This is a genomic window from Chromobacterium sp. Rain0013 (genome assembly GCF_015291765.1).
In the GTDB taxonomy this organism is placed as follows: Bacteria; Pseudomonadota; Gammaproteobacteria; order Burkholderiales; family Chromobacteriaceae; genus Chromobacterium; species Chromobacterium haemolyticum.
Map to the genome: position 1 here is coordinate 1,296,959 of NZ_CP031514.1, position 17,400 is coordinate 1,314,358.

General features: G+C 63.8%; 14 protein-coding genes. 9 read left to right on the plus strand and 5 right to left on the minus strand.

What is annotated here, in order from left to right; genetic code table 11:
• The first annotated feature begins 18 nt into the window (after positions 1–18).
• The 3 genes from rquA (at position 19) to DXT74_RS06155 (ending at position 3,006) form a co-directional block, all read left to right on the plus strand.
• A complete protein-coding gene (gene rquA, locus DXT74_RS06145; RefSeq protein WP_043637131.1) occupies positions 19–726 on the plus strand; it encodes a rhodoquinone biosynthesis methyltransferase RquA in 708 nt (235 codons plus the stop codon).
• Positions 727–883: 157 nt separating this feature from the next.
• Positions 884–1,504: a hypothetical protein gene (locus DXT74_RS22800; RefSeq protein WP_081556593.1), complete on the plus strand. Its 621-nt coding sequence runs from the start codon at positions 884–886 to the stop codon at positions 1,502–1,504.
• 374 nt (positions 1,505–1,878) lie between these two features.
• The gene (locus DXT74_RS06155) at positions 1,879–3,006 is read left to right on the plus strand and encodes an alanine--glyoxylate aminotransferase family protein (protein ID WP_043637127.1); all 1,128 of its coding nucleotides are present in this window, start codon (positions 1,879–1,881) and stop codon (positions 3,004–3,006) included.
• A 112-nt stretch (positions 3,007–3,118) separates the two neighbouring features.
• Here DXT74_RS06155 and DXT74_RS06160 read toward each other — a convergent pair whose 3' ends face one another.
• The 3 genes from DXT74_RS06160 to DXT74_RS06170 all read right to left on the minus strand — a co-directional run bounded on the left by DXT74_RS06160 (position 3,119) and on the right by DXT74_RS06170 (position 6,478).
• Positions 3,119–3,901, minus strand: coding sequence for a ferredoxin--NADP reductase (locus tag DXT74_RS06160; RefSeq protein WP_019104206.1), 783 nt, complete (start codon positions 3,899–3,901; stop codon positions 3,119–3,121).
• Positions 3,902–4,619: 718 nt separating this feature from the next.
• Positions 4,620–5,660 carry a glycosyltransferase family 1 protein gene (locus DXT74_RS06165; protein ID WP_043637122.1) on the minus strand — a complete coding sequence of 347 codons (1,041 nt, stop codon included), beginning with the start codon at positions 5,658–5,660 and terminating at the stop codon, positions 4,620–4,622.
• Positions 5,648–6,478 carry a UDP-2,3-diacylglucosamine diphosphatase gene (locus DXT74_RS06170; RefSeq protein ID WP_043637118.1) on the minus strand — a complete coding sequence of 277 codons (831 nt, stop codon included), beginning with the start codon at positions 6,476–6,478 and terminating at the stop codon, positions 5,648–5,650. The genes DXT74_RS06165 and DXT74_RS06170 overlap by 13 nt, the downstream gene beginning before the upstream one ends.
• A gap of 219 nt (positions 6,479–6,697) precedes the next feature.
• Here DXT74_RS06170 and DXT74_RS06175 point away from each other — a divergent pair, with 219 nt between their 5' ends.
• Positions 6,698–7,360 carry a response regulator gene (locus tag DXT74_RS06175; RefSeq protein WP_019104203.1) on the plus strand — a complete coding sequence of 221 codons (663 nt, stop codon included), beginning with the start codon at positions 6,698–6,700 and terminating at the stop codon, positions 7,358–7,360.
• Entirely contained in the window at positions 7,357–8,709 is a 1,353-nt protein-coding gene (locus DXT74_RS23115) for an ATP-binding protein (protein WP_194427544.1), read from the plus strand. Before DXT74_RS06175 ends, DXT74_RS23115 begins: the two co-directional genes overlap by 4 nt.
• Positions 8,710–8,834: 125 nt before the next feature.
• Here the strand turns inward: DXT74_RS23115 and DXT74_RS06185 are convergent, their stop codons facing one another.
• The gene (locus DXT74_RS06185; protein WP_143330345.1) at positions 8,835–9,260 is read right to left on the minus strand and encodes a hypothetical protein; all 426 of its coding nucleotides are present in this window, start codon (positions 9,258–9,260) and stop codon (positions 8,835–8,837) included.
• A gap of 50 nt (positions 9,261–9,310) precedes the next feature.
• On the minus strand, positions 9,311–11,287 hold the full coding sequence (locus DXT74_RS06190; RefSeq protein ID WP_194427545.1) for a TonB-dependent copper receptor: 1,977 nt from the start codon (positions 11,285–11,287) through the stop codon (positions 9,311–9,313).
• A 120-nt stretch (positions 11,288–11,407) separates the two neighbouring features.
• On the opposite strand from DXT74_RS06190, the gene DXT74_RS06195 reads away from it, so the two are divergent.
• The 4 genes from DXT74_RS06195 to DXT74_RS06210 all read left to right on the plus strand — a co-directional run bounded on the left by DXT74_RS06195 (position 11,408) and on the right by DXT74_RS06210 (position 17,322).
• On the plus strand, positions 11,408–12,685 hold the full coding sequence (locus DXT74_RS06195; RefSeq protein ID WP_043637197.1) for an ATP-binding protein: 1,278 nt from the start codon (positions 11,408–11,410) through the stop codon (positions 12,683–12,685).
• Positions 12,685–13,209 (plus strand): response regulator transcription factor, encoded by a 525-nt coding sequence (locus DXT74_RS06200; RefSeq protein ID WP_043637108.1) that lies wholly within the window; start codon positions 12,685–12,687, stop codon positions 13,207–13,209. The genes DXT74_RS06195 and DXT74_RS06200 overlap by 1 nt, the downstream gene beginning before the upstream one ends.
• A gap of 205 nt (positions 13,210–13,414) precedes the next feature.
• The gene (locus DXT74_RS06205; RefSeq protein ID WP_081556599.1) at positions 13,415–15,043 is read left to right on the plus strand and encodes a 3-(methylthio)propionyl-CoA ligase; all 1,629 of its coding nucleotides are present in this window, start codon (positions 13,415–13,417) and stop codon (positions 15,041–15,043) included.
• A 401-nt stretch (positions 15,044–15,444) separates the two neighbouring features.
• The gene (locus DXT74_RS06210; RefSeq protein WP_194427546.1) at positions 15,445–17,322 is read left to right on the plus strand and encodes a methyl-accepting chemotaxis protein; all 1,878 of its coding nucleotides are present in this window, start codon (positions 15,445–15,447) and stop codon (positions 17,320–17,322) included.
• Positions 17,323–17,400 lie beyond the last annotated feature (78 nt).

Here is a 17,400-nt window from a genome sequence, read left to right on the forward strand (position 1 = left end):
CTTTCAGATGGCTGCGCGATGACCCAAAACCACCCCAAGCTGCCGGTAGACCCGTATTACGAGGGCGTGCCGGAATATATGACCCAGGTATACGACTGGGCTTACGTCAACCCGCGCAAGGCCGGCTGGCTGGATCGCAACCTGGTTGTGCGCGTGTTGCTGTTCTTCAACGATCAAAGACTGATGCGCGCCTATCTGGAGCAGATCCGGCCCGGCGACAAGGTGTGGCAGGTGGCTCATGTCTACGGCGACCTGGTGCAGCGGGCCGCGGACCGGGCGGGCCGGGACGGGCGCTTTGTGCTTACCGACATCACCCCGGTGCAGATAGAGCACGCCGAGCGCAAGCTGCGAGATCGTCCTCAAGCCGCGGTGGTGCGCGCCAACGCCGGCAATTACCGGCTGGAATCCGACGATTTCAACTTGATTTGCAGCTTCTTCCTGCTGCACGAGGTGCCGGATCATCTGAAGCGTGCCATCGTCGACAATATGCTGTCGCAAGTGCCACCCGGCGGCCGCGCGGTCTTCGTCGATTACCATAGGCCCAAGCCGTGGCAGCCGATAGGCTGGCTGCTCAAATGGGTGAACCGCGTGCTGGAGCCGTTCGCCGAGGCGTTGTGGAATCATGAGATCCGTGACTACGCGCAAGAGGCTGATGGTTTCGACTGGAGCAAGCGCACCTTGTTTGGCGGGGTGTATCAGGTGACGACCGCGAAGAGGAAGCGGTGAAGGCATGCCGTACTTGACGTTACACGGGCTTACAAGCGACTAACAGACCCGGGGCGGGGGCAGGGCTAGGATACGTCTCAAGGAAGCGCCGAATCCGGCGCGATGTGATCGGTGAACGGGAGCCCAAGGTTCCCAAGCCTGAAACTGGAGATGCATCATGAACAAACTGACTCTGCTTGCCCTGACCGCCGCTTTCGGCCTGAGCTCCGCTGCTGGTTTCGCCGCCGAAACCGCCAAGCCGACCGCTTCCGCTCCGGTAGCCAAAATGGCTCCGGCCGCCAAGAAAGCTGAAAAGCACCCGGCCAAGATCCACCACGCCAAGAAAGGCGAAAAGGTAGCCGCTTCCGCTCCGGCGCAAAAAGCCCAGGCCGCCAAGGCTGAAGCCTCCGCTCCGGCCAAGAAGCACGCCGCTAAGAAGCCGCATGCGAAGAAGCCCGCCTCCGCCGCCGCTCAGAAAGCCCAAGCCGCCAAGGCTGAAGCATCCGCTCCGGCCAAGGCCAAGCACGCCGCTAAGAAGCCGCATGCGAAGAAGGCTGCTTCCGCCGCCGCTCAGAAAGCCCAAGCCGCCAAGGCTGAAGCTTCCGCTCCGGCCAAGAAGCACGCCGCTAAAAAGCCGCACGCCAAGCACGCTAAAAAGGTAGCTTCCGCTCCGGCGCAAAAAGCCCAGGCCGCTAAAGCCGAAGCCTCCGCTCCGGCCAAGAAAGCGGAGAAAAAGCCCGCTCAACACAAGAAGCACGCCGGCAAGGCCAAAAAGGCCGCTGCATCGGCTGCCAAATAAACCGGACCCCGCGTCTGGCTCGCTAAAAAAAACAGGCCCCTCAGGGAGGCCAAGACTCAAAGGAGGCCTCGGCCTCCTTTTTCTTTTTGAGTGGCTTCTTAAGAGCCTGTTCAACGTCGCGCGAGCGAGAGCGAGACAAGGCGAAAACCGCTGAGAAAGCGGAATGTACATAGGGAAGATGAGTATTTCGAAGAGGGGCTCTGCGGGGTGTCGCTGAAGCGCAGCAGACTTTGAACAGGTTCTTGGCGCGCGACCGCCGCCGCTAGGACAGGCGTGCCCGGCGACCGTATGCTGTTACACTCGAGTGGTTCGATGCCGACCGCATGCTTCGGCGTTGAAACCGCTTTCGTTCATTTTGCGCATAAGGAGCTTCCATGTTAGCCGCCCCGCAAGTTTCCGCCTTCCTGCCGCCGCGCCGCATTCTGATGGGACCGGGTCCGTCCGACGTTTATCCGGAAGTACTGGCCGCTCAGGCCCGTCCCACTGTCGGCCACCTGGACCCGTTGTTCGTCGGCATGATGGACGAGGTGAAAAGCCTGCTGCAATACGCGTTCCAAACTACAAACCCGATGACGGTGGCGCTGTCGGCGCCAGGCTCCGCCGGCATGGAGGCCTGCTTCGTCAACCTGGTTGAGCCGGGGGAGAAAGTCATCGTCTGCCGCAACGGCGTGTTCGGCGAGCGCATGCGCCAGAATGTGGTGCGGCTGGGCGCGGTGCCGGTGTTGGTGGATAGCCCGTGGGGCCAGCCGGTGGACCCGGATGCGGTGGAGAGCGCGCTGAAAGCCAATCCGGACGCGCGTTTCCTGGCTTTTGTCCACGCCGAAACCTCCACTGGCGCGCTGTCCGACGCCAAGACGCTGTGCGCGCTGGCCAAACGTCACGGCTGCCTGAGCATCGTCGACGCGGTGACTTCGCTGGGCGGGGTGGAGCTGCGGGTGGACGAATGGGGTGTAGACGCGGTGTATTCCGGCAGCCAGAAGTGTCTGTCCTGCGTGCCCGGCCTGTCGCCGTTGTCGTTCTCGCCGGCTGCGGTGGATAAGTTGCAGGCGCGGCAAAGTCTGGTGCCCAGTTGGTTTCTTGACCAGACTCTGGTGATGGCCTATTGGGGCGGCGGCAAGCGCAGCTACCATCACACCGCGCCGGTGAACGCTTTGTACGCGCTGCATGAGTCGTTGCGTCAGCTAGCCGTCGAGGGACTGGAGACAGCCTGGCAGCGCCATCGCGATATGCATCTGATTCTGCGCGACGGCCTGGAAAAGCTGGGGCTGAAGTTTGTGGTGGACGCCGCCGCGCGGCTGCCGCAGTTGAACGCGGTCTATATTCCCGAGGGCATAGACGACGCCGCCACGCGCAATCGTCTGTTGCAGGAGTACAACTTGGAGATAGGCGGCGGGCTGGGCGATTTGGCCGGCAAGGCCTGGCGCATCGGCCTGATGGGTTACGGCGCGCGCCGCGAGAATGTGGCCTTGTGTCTGAAAGCGCTGGAGAGCGTGCTGAAATAAGCGTTCGCTCCCTGCCCAGCGGGCGCGGTGAGACCGCGCGTCAGCCGTTGGAATGGAAAAACGCCATCCGTGAAGGATGGCGTTTTTATTGCGGCGGAAGCCAGGCGACGGCTTATTTTTCGACGAAGGCGCGTTCGATCGCGTAGTCGGCCGGTTCGCCCATGCGCGGCGATTCCTTGAAGCCCATGCCGTTCAGGATCTCGCACAGGTCGTGCAGCATGGACGGGCTGCCGCAGATCAGCGCGCGGTCGTGTTCCGGGTTCATTTGTGGCAGGCCGATGTCGGCGCACAGTTTGCCGCTGGTGATCAGATCGGTCAGCCGGCCCTGATTGCGGAACGGCTCGCGGGTCACGGTCGGGTAGTAGATCAGTTTTTCGCGCACCATCTCGCCGAAGAATTCGTTTTCCGGCAGTTCTTTGGTGATGTAGTCGTGGTAGCCCAGCTCGCTGACCCAGCGCACGCCGTGGGTCAAAATCACCTTGTCGTAACGCTCGTACACGTCCGGATCTTTGATGATGGACATGAAGGGGGCGAGGCCGGTGCCGGTGGACAGCAGGTAGAGGTTCTTGCCGGGCAGCAGATTGTCCTGCACCAGGGTGCCGGTGGGCTTCTTGCTGATCATCACGGTGTCGCCCACCTTCAGGTGCTGCAGGCGGGAGGTCAGCGGACCGTCCTGAACCTTGATGCTGTAGAACTCCATGTGCTCTTCGTAGTTGGAGCTAACGATGGAGTAGGCGCGCATCAGCGGCTTGCCGTTGACTTCCAGACCTATCATCACGAACTGGCCGTTGATGAAGCGCAGGCCGGCGTCGCGGGTGCAGGTGAAGCTGAACAGGGTGTCGTTCCAGTGATGGACGGACAGGACCTTTTCGGAGGTCAGGTTGGGAGAGGACATAAGGTTTGCTGCTCGCTAATTTATGAAGTAGAAGCTCGAAAAGTATTGGGGCCGATTTTAACCGGTTTGGCGCTTCGCCGCTCGCTCTTGCTGGGCAAACCCGGAGCGAGCGGCGTTAAATTCAATTGGAACAGCATGTTAACCGACATTGCCGTTACAGCCGAACGATTGTTTTCTGATGTGTTTATCGCTGCGCGTTATTTGTGGGCGGCGCAACGAAAGAGGGCGTCACCATGGCGGGACGCCCTCTCAGACAACATACGGAGAAATACTGTGCGCTTTACCCTTGCTGGCTTCACTACCACTACTACTGCCGCAAGGCCGTTACCAAAGAGCGGGCTGTCCAAGACAGCTCAATGACTGTTGCCGTGTTGAGGCGGAGCCATCATCATGACGGGCTGCCGCGCATGTGTCCTTGATGGACATCACAGAAAGACCAACCGCGCCTTTCTTACTTGGCAAATCGACAAACGGTAATCTCAAGTTTGCTAACTCTGAATTTGGCGGACCGGCCGGGCCTGGGCTGCTTGTGCTCCGTCTTGGAGGCTGGCTTGGCGTTGCGGACTGTGCCGATTTGGCTGGCCGTGGTTATTGGCCAATGCTCAACGCGTGTATCACTGGATGGCCGCCGGCATTCTGCCGTGAAAGCATTCGGAACCCTCCCTGTCGTGTTGACTATTCCACTATAAGACTCCGCCGCGCCCAATGCAAGAGGGGTTCAGCCGGCCTTTGGGTCTGGCAGCGGGGCGGCCAGCGCCAGCCGCGCGGGGCGCAAATGTTGTTCGAACTGGCGGCTGGCCGCTTGCCAGGAATAGCGTTCCGCGACGGCGCGCACATGGCCGCGGTCCAATTCCAGGGCTTTGAGGCAGGCGGCCCGCAGGTCCGCGTCCAGCACGCCGGCGCCGCTGTCGCCCACCACGTCCAGCGGGCCTGCCACTGGATAGGCGGCCACCGGCGTGCCGCAGGCCATCGCCTCCAGCAGCACCAGGCCGAAGGTGTCGGTCAGGCTGGGGAACACGAAGACGTCGGCTGCGCGGTAGAAACGCGCCAGTTCATGCTGGGGAAAGATGCCGGCGAAGTGAACGTCCTGATATTGCTGTTTCAGCCGGGCCAGTTGCGGGCCGTCGCCCACCACCCATTTGCTGCCCGGCAGCTCCAGCTTGAGGAAGGCTTCGATGTTTTTTTCCACCGCCACCCGGCCGATGTAGACGAAGCGCGGCGGCGCGGTGCCGTCCAGCCGGTCGCGCGGGCCGGGGCTGAATAGCGCGGTGTCCACGCCGCGGCTCCACAGCTTGACGTTGCGGAAGCCGCGGGCGGTCAAATCGTCGGCGATGGATTGAGTGGGCACCATCACGCAATGGGCGGCGTTGTGGAAGCGGCGCATCCAGGCGTAACTGACCGCCAGCGGCAGCCGGCAGCGGGCGTGCACGTATTCCGGAAAGCGGGTGTGGTAGGCGGTGGAGAAGGCCAGGCCGTGGCGCAGGCAATAGCGGCGCGCGGCCAGGCCCAGCGGTCCCTCGGTGGCGATGTGGACGGCGTCCGGGGCGAAGGCGGAGATGCGTGCGGCTACTGTGCGGTAGGGGAACAGCGACAGCCGGATGTCGGGGTAAGTGGGGCAGGGCAGAGTGCGAAAGGCCTGCGGGGTGATCATTTCCACCTGGTGTCCGAAGCCGGCCAGTTCGCGGGCGGTTTCGGTCAGCGAGCGGACCACGCCGTTGACCTGGGGCAGCCAGGCGTCGGTGACGATCAGGATGCGCATGTCGGTTCCTTGTGGTCGGCTTGCGCCGCTTGGGGTTGCGGCGCGGCGGCCGGCTGGCCCAGTTGGGTCCAGTACAGCACTTCCAGCCGTCCGTCGGGGTGTTCCACCAGCGCGGACAGGCTTTCCACCCAGTCGCCGCTGTTGCCGTAGAGGATGCCGTCGATATCGCGAACCTCGGCCTTGTGGATATGGCCGCAGATCACGCCGTCGAAGCCGCGCCGGCGCGCTTCTCCGGCGAGAATGGTTTCGAAGTTGCTGATGAAGTTGACCGCGTTTTTGACTCGGTGTTTCAGATATTGCGACAGAGACCAGTACGGCAGGCCCAGTTTCAGCCGCGCCCAGTTGAAGCCGCGGTTCAGTTCCAGGATCAGGGTGTATAGGGTGTCGCCGACGTAGGCCAGCCATTTGGCGTATTGGATCACGCCGTCGAACTCGTCGCCGTGCAGGATCAGCAGCCGCTTGCCGTCGGCGGTGCGGTGCTCGGCCTCTTGGCGGATGGCGATGCCGCCGAAGTCCAGCCCGGCGTATTGCCGCGCCGCCTCGTCGTGGTTGCCGGGCACGTAGATCACCTTGGTGCCCTTGCGAGCCTTGCGCAGCACTTTCTGCACCACGTCGTTATGGCTTTGTTTCCAGTACCAGGATTTTTTCAGTTGCCAGCCGTCGACGATGTCGCCGACCAGGTACAGGTATTCGGATTCGTGAAAGCGCAGGAAATCCAGCAGGTGGTCGGCGCGGCAGCCGGAGGTGCCGAGGTGGACGTCGGAAATCCAGATCGCGCGCAGTTGTCGGGCGCTGTCGGGGGCGGGGTCTGGCTGCATGGCGGCTCCGTCGGCCTGTGGACTGCTGGCGATGCTGCCAGCGGCAGGTGACAGTCGCGTGAGATTTCAGTGACGAGGCGATGAAATTTCTTGAGCGCAGCCTTTAAGATTGTCTTAAGCGCAGGCTGCTGTAATCCGGTTTTGCGGCGGCGCTTGTTACGGCGGCGAGAGCGCGCTAGGCTGCCGGGACCTTGAACGCCCGGCGGCGGGGAGACGGATATGCGGGTTTTGGTGGTGGAGGACGACGCTCAGATCGGCGACGGGTTGAAGATGGGCCTGGAGCAGCTGGGTTTCGTCGCGGATTGGTTTCGCGATGGCAAGCAGGGCCTGGCGGCGCTTGGCGCCGCGCCCTACGACGCGGTGGTGCTGGACCTGGGGCTGCCGGGCATGGACGGCATGGATATCTTGTCCGCCTGGCGGCGCGGCGGTCAGGATGTGCCGGTACTGGTGTTGACCGCGCGCGACGCGCTGGCAGACCGCGTGGGCGGCCTGGACGCCGGCGCCGACGATTATTTGGTCAAGCCGTTCGCGCTGACGGAGGTGGCGGCGCGGCTGCGCGCGCTTCATCGTCGCCGCCACGGCCAGAGCCATCCGGAATGGCGGCATGGCCGTCTCTGTCTGGACCCTGTGGCGCGCGCGGCCACGCTGGACGGCGCGCCGCTTGAGTTGACCGCGCGCGAGCTGGCGCTGCTTGAGCTGCTGCTCAGCCACAAGGGACGAGTGCTGCCGCGCGAGCTGATCGAGGACAAGCTCTACGGTTGGGGACAGGAGCTGGAAAGCAACGCGGTGGAGGTGCATGTGCATCATTTGCGCAAGAAGCTGGGCAGCGCCTTCATCCGCACGCTGCGCGGCGTCGGCTATACCTTGGGAGATCCGGCATGAGAGGACCGCGCAGCCTGCAGGCGCGGCTATTGCTGCTGCTGTTGTTGATTGTGCCGGCGATCTGGCTGGTGGCTTCCGCCGCCGCGGCCTGGCTGGCGCACGAGGAGGTGGACGAGCTGTTCGACACCCAGATGGGCCAGTTCGCTCGGCAGCTGCTGCTGGTGGATGTCGGCGACGAAGAGGTGATTGATCTGCCCAAGCTCAAGCATCTGCTCAAACACGCGGACAAGGGGCAGTTGGACAACGACGATTTCGGCTTGGCGGTATGGGACCGCCACGGCCGGTTGCTGCTCAGCGACGGCCGAGGCCGTCGCTTCGATTTCGAGCCGGAACGGCGCGGCTTCCACGATTATCGCGGCAAGGACAGCGATCACAACTGGCGACTGATCTATCTGGCCGCGCCGGACGGTTCGCGGCTGGTGGCGGTGGGGCAGAAGCAGGGCTTGCGACACGACATGGTGCTGAAGGTGGTGTCCGCCCAGCTGCTGCCGTGGTTGTTGGGTCTGCCGGTGATGCTGTTGCTGATCCTGCTGGCGGTGCGTCGCGAACTGGGGCCGCTCAAGCGTCTGGCCGCCGGCATTGCCCAGCGCGCGCCGGACGACAGCGAGCCGGTGTCGCGCGAGGTGCCGCGGGAGGTGATGCCGTTGGTGGACGCGCTCAACGCCTTGTTCGCCCGCATTGCCTCCACGCTGGAACATGAGCGCCGCTTCACCGCCGACGCCGCGCATGAACTGCGCACGCCGCTGGCGGCGCTGAAAGTGCAGGCCGAGGTGTTGGAACTGTTGCCGGACGAGGAACGGCGCAAGCACGCGTTGCGGCAGCTGATGCTGGGCATAGACCGCGCCACGCGGCTGGTGGAGCAGTTGTTGGCTCTGTCGCGGCTGGACCCGCTTAGCCGGCCGGGACAGGGGCAGCCCATCGCCTGGGCGACGCTGGCGGAGCGCTTGCTGGCGGAGATGGCGGCGGAGGCTGCGCTCAAGGGGGTGAAGCTGGAGACGGAATGGCGTTGCGTGCCGGAGCGGGCCTTGCCTTTGAGCGGCGATGAAACCCTGGTGGGGCTGATGCTGCGCAATCTGCTGGAGAACGCTATCCGCTACGGCGCCGAGGGCGGCGAGGCGCGGCTGGTGCTGGCCGAGGACGCGGTTAGCGTGCTGGACCGTGGTCCGGGCGTGGCGGCGGAATGGCTGGCACGGATACGCGAGCGCTTCTTCCGCCCGCCGGGCCAGGACGTGGCCGGCAGCGGGCTGGGTCTGTCCATCGTCGAGCGGGTGGCGGAGCTGCACGGCCTGAGGCTGAGCCTGGTCAACCGCGACGGCGGCGGGCTGGAAGCCAGTTTGCGTCGGCGCTGAGACTGCGGCAATTCGCCGCATGGGAACGCCGGGGGAATCCGGTTATGCTGGCTGCGCTGGCCCTGACGCAGCCAGCGTTCTACATTTGGTTGCAGCTCGCCGGTTTCGGCGGGCTTTCTTTTTGCCTAGTCGGGTCGGGACGGCGCGCCAAAGCGCATCAGCCAGAACAGCGCGTTGCAGACGCCGCCTGCCATGGCGCCAAGGTAGAGGTTCATCAGGTCGTTGTACAGCAGCGGTTCGGCCAGTCTGGCGTAGACGAAGGTGACCGCGCTGCCGCTGAAAGCACCGGGCAGGAAGGCGACCAAGGCCAACAGCCAGCGCGGCCATCCCTGCTGCCAGCCAGCGATGGGACGGGCCAGCAACATGCGCAGCAGGCAGAGCAGCAGACCGAATCCCAATGCCGGGATCGCACCCATCAAATAAGCCATCATCGGCACCACGCCGCTGGCCAGCAAGGCCACCAGCGGGCCGAGCAGGATGAACAGGGTCAGGCCGCAAGCGAGGATTTTCAGATAGGGCGTTTTCATCCGGCGGGGAGAGGGCGGTGGCAAAAGGCCTCCAGCCTAGCAGACTGGAGGCACGGCGGCGAGAGGGCGAGGAATCAGAACTGTAATTGCACGCGGCCCCACACGGTGCGGCCGGGTTCGTTGACCTGCAGGGTGCGGTCGTAACCGGCCACCATCGCGCCTCCCTTGCTGACGCTTTCGGCGTAGGCTTTGTTGAACAGGTTGTCCACGCCAACCAGCAGTTTGGCGTGTTTGTTCAGCCGCAGGCCGCCGTCCAGCGACACCACGCCGAAGCCCGGCGTCGCGCCGATGTCGGTGCCGACGATATTGCCTTGGCCCGGAGCCACGCGGTCCTGGCGCTGCACGCCGCGCACGGTCAGGCCGGCCGCGTATTTGCCGTTGTCCCATTTCAGCGCCGCCTTGGCGTCCAGCGGCGGAGTCTGGCCCAGCGGGCGGTTCTCATCGAGGTTGGCGGCCCAAACCCAGGCCAGGCTGCCGGACAGCGTCCATTCCGGCGCGAAGCGCCAGCTGAGGTCGCCTTCGAAACCGTAGCGGCGGGCATCGATATTGCGGGCCTTGCCACCGATTGCGCCGGCCTCGCCTTCCACCAGGATAAAGTTCTGCACGCGGCTGGCGTAGGCGGATAGCGAACCTTGCAGCTTGTCGTCGCGGTAGAGCAGCCCGGCGTCCAGCTGACGGTTGGTTTCGCTGTTCAGCGTCGAGCTCTTGTTGCGCTCCCAGAAGTCAGGCGCGCGTTCGGCTTGGCCCAGGCCGACGTAGCGGGTCCAATTGCCCGCCGTGTGCTCATAGCGAAGGAAGCCGGCGTTGAGCTGATACTGGGTTTCCTGGCGCGCTTGGGCCGGCATCATGTGCGTGGCGGCCTTGGCCTCGTAAACCGCCTGAGTCTGGTCGCGGCGCAGACCGGCAATCAGCTTGCCGCCGGCGCCCAGCGGGTGGCTGGCTTCGGCGTAGACGCCGTGATTGTCGAAGCTTTGGTTGGGCGCGCGCGGCTGGTCCACGTATTGGCCGGCATTGACGCCTTTGCCCATGCGGCTGCGGTGGCGGTCGCTGAGCCAGTCGAACCCGGCGCTCACTTCCCAGTCGCCAAACGCCATGTCGGCGGCCAGGCGGCCGGTGTCGGCGCTGCGGTCCGGGTTCATCGCGGAACGGCTGGCCGGGGCGGTCTGCGGGCGCAGGGAGTAGTTGTCCATCACGTGGTCGACATAGCTATGACCCAGTTGCAGCCGCAGCGCGTCCAGCCAGCCGCTGAGGTTGCGGCGCTCGGCTTTGAAGCTCCAGGCGTCGCGGTCGAACTTGCTGCCGTCCATGCCTCGGTCCGCGTAGGCGGCCTGGCCGCGGCTTCGGTCCAGAGCCAGTTCCAGCGTGGTGTCCCGGTCCGGGGTCAGGCCGGCGATCAGGGTCTGGCTGTCGCGGTCGAAGCTGGAGTGGACTTTGGCGCCGTTGCCGTCCTTGTAGTCGCCGCCGTGATTGCGGCTGGCGATGGCGCGCACATAGCCCAGGCTGGAGCCGAAGGCGGCATCGGCGTAGACATCGTTGCGGTCGGCGTTGCCGCCGGTCAGACTGCCGTTGAAGCGCACGCCGGCCTCGTCAAAGCGCTTGGTCTTGCGTTCGAAGTTGACGCCGCCGCTGATCAGGCCGGGCCCGAGTTTGACGCTTTGCGGACCCTTGACCACGTTCACTTCGTCATAGGCGTCCGGGTAAAGATAGGCGGTGGGCGGGTCCATGCGGCCGCCGCAGCCGCCGAACACGAAATTGCCGTCGGCGAGGATGGCCAGTCGCGAACCGCCCAGGCCGCGCAGCAGCGGATCGCCGGAGGCGCCGCCCTTGCGGATGACGTTGAAACCGGGCAAGCCTTTGAGCAAGCCGGCGCCGTCGGCGGACGGCAGCGGCTGGCGCGGCGCGCGCGGGTCCACCGACATTTTCAGCGGCTGTTCCTCCTTGGCGGCGGTGACGAGGACCTCCTCGCCGCGGAATTCCGGCAGCTCCTGGGCAAAGGCGTGGCCGACGGCGAGCGCCAGCGGGATAGGCAGCAAATAGTGTTTTTTAGACATTTTTTAGAAACTAACATTAACAAATTTGAGAATGACAATTCTAAATTGCATGATGTCCCGCCCCAATGCGGCAAAGTGTCGCAGCGTCCCTGGGCGTTCCATGGTGATAAAGTGTTGGCCATGATTGCCGGATTTCCTGTTTCTTCCCCCCGTCTGGGCCTGACCGCGGACATCGCGCGCTCGGCGCGGCTGATAGGCTGGCTGCGCTGGCTGATGTTGCTGCTGGGCTCTACGGTGGCCTTGGCCTGCTGGTGGCAGCAGGTCTATCTGCCCTGGCCTTTGCTCTCCCAGGCGCTGCTGACGCTGGCCGCGGTCAACGTCTGCCTGCCGTGGTGGCTGCGCCACGGCGGCGACCCTTTGCTGGCTTTGCGCTTGGGACTGGCCGCCGACGTGTTGGTGTTGACCGAGCTGTTGGCCTTCACGGGCGGCGCGGCCAATCCGCTGGCTTCGCTGTTTCTGCCGCCGGTGCTATTCGCCGCCTTGCTGTCGCCGGGCTTGTTCGCCTGGGCCCTGGCGCTGGTCAGCGTGGCGGCTTACGGCCTGTTGTTCGAGTGGCATCTGTCCTGGCCGGTGGACCACGGCAATGCCCTGCATATCTTTTCCATGCATCTGACCGGGATGTGGTTGAGCTTTGCGCTGTCTGCGCTGTTGATCGCCGGCTTCGTATCCTGGCTGGCGCGGCAGCTGGCGCTGCGGGAAGCGGCGCTGGCGACGGCGCGGGAAACCCAGTTGCGCGACGAGCAACTATTGGCGGTGGGCATGCAGGCGGCCGGAGCCGCCCACTCGCTGTCCACGCCGTTGAACACCATGACCCTGCTGGTGGACGAGTTGCTGGCCACCCGGCAGCAGGACGCTGAGCTGATGGAGGACTTGCGGCTGATGAAGGCGCAATTGGCCAATTGCGGCAGCGCGTTGGCGCGCTTGAAGTTGGGGTCTGAGTCCGCGCCGGGGGAGAGCGGGCTGTTTGCCGCGCTGGCCGAGCAGCTGGCCGGCTGGCGTTCGCTGCGGCCGGACGTGCGGCTGGATTGGCAGGCGCCACGGGGACCGGACCCGCTGGTGGCGTTGGACCCGGCGTTCTGGCCGGCGTTTTTCAATCTGATCAACAACGCGGCCGAGGCCGGCGGCGGCGAACTGACGGTGGCGGCGCGGCTGGAGCAGGGGGCCTTGCTCCTGGACATCGTCAACCATCAAGGCTGTTTGACCGACCAGCAGCTGGAGCGCGCCGGGCTGACCCCGTTGCCGTCCGACAAGCCGGTGGGCATGGGGCTGGGCGTGATGCTGAGCCACGCCACGCTGGCGCGGCTGGGCGGTTCGCTGCGCTTGCTGAACCGGCCGGAGGGCGGCGTGCACGCGCAGGTGCGCCTGCCCTTGCTAGTGAATGATAAGGACGGAGCCTGATGCTGGACTTTCTTTTGGTGGACGACGACGAGGCCTTTGTCGCCATTTTAGCGCGCTCGCTTAGCCGGCGCGGTTTTCAGGTGGCAGCGGCCCAAACCGCCTCGCAGGCTCTGGAGCTGGCCGGCGAAGCCCCGGCGCGCATCGTGCTGGACCTGAATCTGGACGGCGACAGCGGGCTGCGCTTGCTGCCGGCGCTGCACGCCGCCTGTCCGCGCAGCGCCATTCTGATCCTGACCGGCTACGCCAGCATCGCCACCGCGGTGGAGGCCACCAAGCTGGGCGCGGTGCAATACCTGGCCAAGCCGGCGACGGTGGATGAAATCCTGGCCGCTTTCGAACAACAGCAGGCCAATCCGGAACTGCCTCTTACGCCGCAGCCTATGTCATTGCGACGGGTGACCTGGGAGCATCTGCAGCGGGTGCTTAGCGAGAACGACGGCAATATCTCCGCCACCGCGCGGGCCTTGAACATGCACCGGCGCACTTTACAACGGATGCTGGCGAAAAAGCCGGTGAAGAGTTGAAGACAGGCCTGTTGTATTGCTACAGCCTCGCCCGGCTGCCGGCAATTGGCTGGATGCGGACTGTAGCGGTCTTTGTTTCTCAATTACCTATCAATGACAAGGGTATAAATCCGGCTTGGCCGCGCCATCAGAAAAATTGATTGGAGCGTCCACTCTAGCCGCCGTATGGTGAATGTCCATAACCATGCCAATGGAGGGGACAACCATGCTTCACGGACAGATGATGGACCGGCCTTTGCTGATTTCCGATTTGCTGCGCCACGCCGAAACCTATCACGGCGACACGCCCATCGTATCGCGTACCGTTGAGGGCCCCATCCATCGCTATACCTATCGCGAAGCGGCGCGGCGAGCGCGCCAACTGGCCAACGCGCTGGCGGCGCTGGGCGTGCGCCAGGGCGATTGCGTGGGCACCCTGGCCTGGAACGGCTACCGCCATTACGAAACCTATTTCGCCGTGTCCGGTTACGGAGCGGTGTGCCACACGGTGAATCCGCGGCTGTTCGCGGAGCAGATCGCCTGGATCGTCAACCACGCGGAAGACAAGGTGCTGATGTTCGATCTGAGCTTCCTGCCGCTGGTGGAGCAGATCGCGTCGCAGCTGGGCACGGTGGAAACCTTTGTGCTGATGACGGACAAGGCGCATATGCCGACGCAGACGCCGCTGGCCAACTTGCTGTGCTACGAAGACTTGGTCAACAGCCACAGCGACCAGTACCAGTGGCCGTTGCTGGACGAAAACGCAGCATCCAGCCTGTGCTACACCTCAGGCACCACCGGCAATCCCAAGGGTGTGCTGTTCTCGCATCGCTCCACCGTGCTGCACGCCTACGGCAGCGCCTTGCCGGACAGCTTCGACATCTCGGCGCGCGCCTGCGTGATGCCGGTGGTGCCGATGTTCCATGTCAACGCCTGGGGCCTGCCTTACAGTTGCACCATGAACGGCAGCAAGCTGGTGCTGCCGGGGCCCAAGTTGGACGGGGTCAATCTGTACGAGCTGATCGAAAGCGAGCAGGTGACCGTGACAGCCGGGGTGCCGACGGTGTGGATGATGCTGTTGCAGCATTGTCAGAAGAATCATCTGAAACTGCATTCCCTGAAGCGGGTGATCGCGGGCGGCTCGGCGGTGCCGGAAAGCATGATCGAACAACTGGCCGAGCACGGCGTGGAAATGCGTCAACTATGGGGCATGACCGAGCTGTCGCCATGCGGCACCACCGGCACGCCCAAGCTCAAGCACGAAGGCCTGGACCAGGCCGGACTCAACGCCTTGCTCAGCAAGCAAGGGCGGCCGATCTACGGCATCGAGCTTCGCATTGTCGACGACGCCGGCAAACCGCTGCCGCACGACGGCGTGGCTTTCGGTAATCTGCAAGTGCGCGGCCTGTGGGTATTGTCGCAATATTTCCGCCGCGAACTGGATGCCAGCCACAGCGCCGACGGCTGGTTCAACACCGGCGACGTGGTGACCATAGACGCCGACGGTTTCATGCGCATCACCGACCGCACCAAGGACGTGATCAAGTCCGGCGGCGAGTGGATCAGCTCCATCGAACTGGAGAACATTCTGGTGGGCCACCCGGCGGTGGCGGAGGCGGCGGCCATCGGCATTCCGCATCCCAAGTGGGACGAGCGGCCGCTGATGGTGGTGGTGCTTAAGCCCGAGGCCAGCGCCACGGTGGAAGAATTGCTGGGCTTCTATGAAGGCAAGATAGCCAAATGGTGGACGCCGGACGATGTGGTCTTTGTTGAGGAACTGCCGCACACCGCCACCGGCAAATTGCAGAAAGTGCGGCTGCGCGAGCAGTTCCGCGATTATCGCTGGCGTTCCTGACGCCGGCGGCGGAATAGGCTGGACTGAATAGAGTAATTACGCTACAGTGGCGGCTGCACTGAAAACCGTATGGTTTTGAGGTGTTAGCCCCTCGAAATGTCGGCCGGTCCGCCGGACGACGTTTCTTCCTCGTGTTGGCCCCTGCCGTTGTCAAACCGCAGGGGGTTTTTTTGCCCGTCGTACCGGCTGGCCGAGTCCCTATCCTCCTGTGTTTGATCAAACAAAATCATAATCTGTCACAACAGTACCCATATTTGATATTTATAACGGGTGACTTCCGTTAAACTGCCTGGATATAAATCAACAATAACAATTGGCTGCCAACGGTATGGGGAGTGTCGCCGGCAATGCGCGGCATCGGAGCCATGGTTGTCAATCACGCGAGAAAAAAAGGACTGTTCATGAAATCTCTTCGTAGCCGGCTGATCGCCTTGAACGCGCTATTGATGGCTTTGTTCGGGCTGGTGCTCGTCGTCATCGTCTTCGTGCAGATGCGCACGGAAATACTGCAGGGCCTGGACCAGGAATTCGAGGCCAGCCTCAAGGGGCAAAGCTCGGTGGTGACCACCTGGCTGGGAGAGAAGAAGCAGCAAATCGTCGCGCAAAGCACAATGGCGTCCGAGTCCGACGCCATTCGTTTTCTGAAAACCGGCGCCAAGGCCGGCGGATTCAATGTCAACTACGCCGGTTACGCCGACGGCCGCTCGCTGTTTTCCGATGACTGGACCGCGCCGGCCGACTACAAGGTAGCCGACCGCGATTGGTACAAGCGCGCGAAGGATAGCGGCCAGGCCGTGGTGACCGACCCGTACCTGGACGAAGCCACCAAGAAACTGACGGTGACGATTTCCGCTCCCTTCAACCACAACGGCGCTTTCGCCGGCGTGGTGGGCGGCGACGTGATGGTGGACGCGCTGGTGAAATCGGTGCTGGGCTTGAAAGTGCGCGGCAACGGCTACGCCTTCATCATGGACAAGAAGGGCACGGTGATCGCCCACCCGCAAACCGAGCTGGCCTTGAAGCCCATCACCAGCGTGGCGCCGGAACTGACGCCGGAGCGCTTGGCCGATATCGTTAGCCACAACCAGGCGTCGGAAGTGCAGATCGGCGGCCAGGCCATGCTGTTGTCCGCGCAGGAAATCCCCGGCACCAACTGGGTGATGGCCTTGGCGGCGGACCGCGCCACCGTGCTGGCGCCGTTGACCACCTTGCTGTACACCATCGCCGGCCTTTCCGCGCTGGTGTTTGTGCTGATGATTCCGTTGGCGAGCCTGGTGATCGGCCGCATGTTGGCCGGTTTGGTGCGCCTGAAAAACGCGATGGAGGACATTTCCCACGGCGAAGGCGATCTGACCTTGCGGTTGAAGGACGACGGCCAGGATGAGATAGCCGCCACCGCGCGCGCCTTCAACACCTTCGTCGCCCAGTTGGCACAGTTGTTCCGCGGCCTGAAGCAGGACGCCGCAGGAGTGGTCAACGGGGTGCAGGACGCCAGTCAATTGGTGGCCGGCGTGGCGGACAGCTCGCGCCATATTTCCGACGTGTCCTCGTCCAACGCCGCCACGCTGGAACAGATCACGGTGTCGATCTCCCACATCGCGGACAGCGCGCGTCAGGCGGACGAGCTGACCAGTCTGACCGGCGCCAGCCTGGAGGCCAGCGCCAGCAATATGCAGCGCCTGTCCAGCGGCATGGAGGGCACGGTGCAGTCGGTGCGCGGCTTGGAGTCCATGTTGTCCTCGCTGGACAAGCGCTCGCAGGAAATCTCCGGCATCACCAATGTGATTCGCGACATCGCGGACCAGACCAACCTGTTGGCCTTGAACGCGGCGATCGAGGCGGCGCGCGCCGGCGAACAGGGCCGCGGCTTCGCCGTGGTGGCCGACGAGGTGCGCAAACTGGCCGAGCGCACCGCCCAGGCCACGCTGGAAATCTCCAATATGGTCAGCGCGATCCGCGACGAAACCGGTCGCGCGGTCAACGACGTCAACCAGACCGTGGCCGCGGTGGACGAGGGCGTGGAACTGACCCGCGAGGCCGTGGCCAAGATAGAGGACATCCGCGCTTCCATGCTGGACGTGGTGGCCAAGATGAACGAGATTTCCGACTCCACCAGCGAACAGCACAAGGCGACGACCTTGATCGCGCAAAGCTCGGAGGCGATCAACGGCCATGTGCTGGAAAACGACGATGCCTTGCAGAATGTCAGCAGCACGCTGACCGGCTTGTCGCTCAATGCCAGCAAGATGAATGCGGAGTTCAACAAGTTCCGCCTGTAAGAGCTTGTTCAAAGTCTCGCGAGCAAGAGCGAGACAAGGCGAAAACGGCTGAGAAAGTCGGATGTACGCGTGGTGCAT

Excerpts from the sequence above, each read along its gene's own strand:
- DXT74_RS06170 (WP_043637118.1), bottom strand. The coding sequence starts at position 6,478 with ATGCAGCCAGACCCCGCCCCCGACAGCGCCCGACAACTGCGCGCGATC.
- DXT74_RS06175 (WP_019104203.1), top strand. The coding sequence starts at position 6,698 with ATGCGGGTTTTGGTGGTGGAGGACGACGCTCAGATCGGCGACGGGTTG.
- DXT74_RS06160 (WP_019104206.1), bottom strand. The coding sequence starts at position 3,901 with ATGTCCTCTCCCAACCTGACCTCCGAAAAGGTCCTGTCCGTCCATCAC.
- DXT74_RS06195 (WP_043637197.1), top strand. The coding sequence starts at position 11,408 with ATGATTGCCGGATTTCCTGTTTCTTCCCCCCGTCTGGGCCTGACCGCG.
- DXT74_RS06205 (WP_081556599.1), top strand. The coding sequence starts at position 13,415 with ATGCTTCACGGACAGATGATGGACCGGCCTTTGCTGATTTCCGATTTG.
- rquA (WP_043637131.1), top strand. The coding sequence starts at position 19 with ATGACCCAAAACCACCCCAAGCTGCCGGTAGACCCGTATTACGAGGGC.
- DXT74_RS22800 (WP_081556593.1), top strand. The coding sequence starts at position 884 with ATGAACAAACTGACTCTGCTTGCCCTGACCGCCGCTTTCGGCCTGAGC.
- DXT74_RS23115 (WP_194427544.1), top strand. The coding sequence starts at position 7,357 with ATGAGAGGACCGCGCAGCCTGCAGGCGCGGCTATTGCTGCTGCTGTTG.
- DXT74_RS06155 (WP_043637127.1), top strand. The coding sequence starts at position 1,879 with ATGTTAGCCGCCCCGCAAGTTTCCGCCTTCCTGCCGCCGCGCCGCATT.
- DXT74_RS06165 (WP_043637122.1), bottom strand. The coding sequence starts at position 5,660 with ATGCGCATCCTGATCGTCACCGACGCCTGGCTGCCCCAGGTCAACGGC.
- DXT74_RS06190 (WP_194427545.1), bottom strand. The coding sequence starts at position 11,287 with ATGTCTAAAAAACACTATTTGCTGCCTATCCCGCTGGCGCTCGCCGTC.
- DXT74_RS06210 (WP_194427546.1), top strand. The coding sequence starts at position 15,445 with ATGAAATCTCTTCGTAGCCGGCTGATCGCCTTGAACGCGCTATTGATG.
- DXT74_RS06200 (WP_043637108.1), top strand. The coding sequence starts at position 12,685 with ATGCTGGACTTTCTTTTGGTGGACGACGACGAGGCCTTTGTCGCCATT.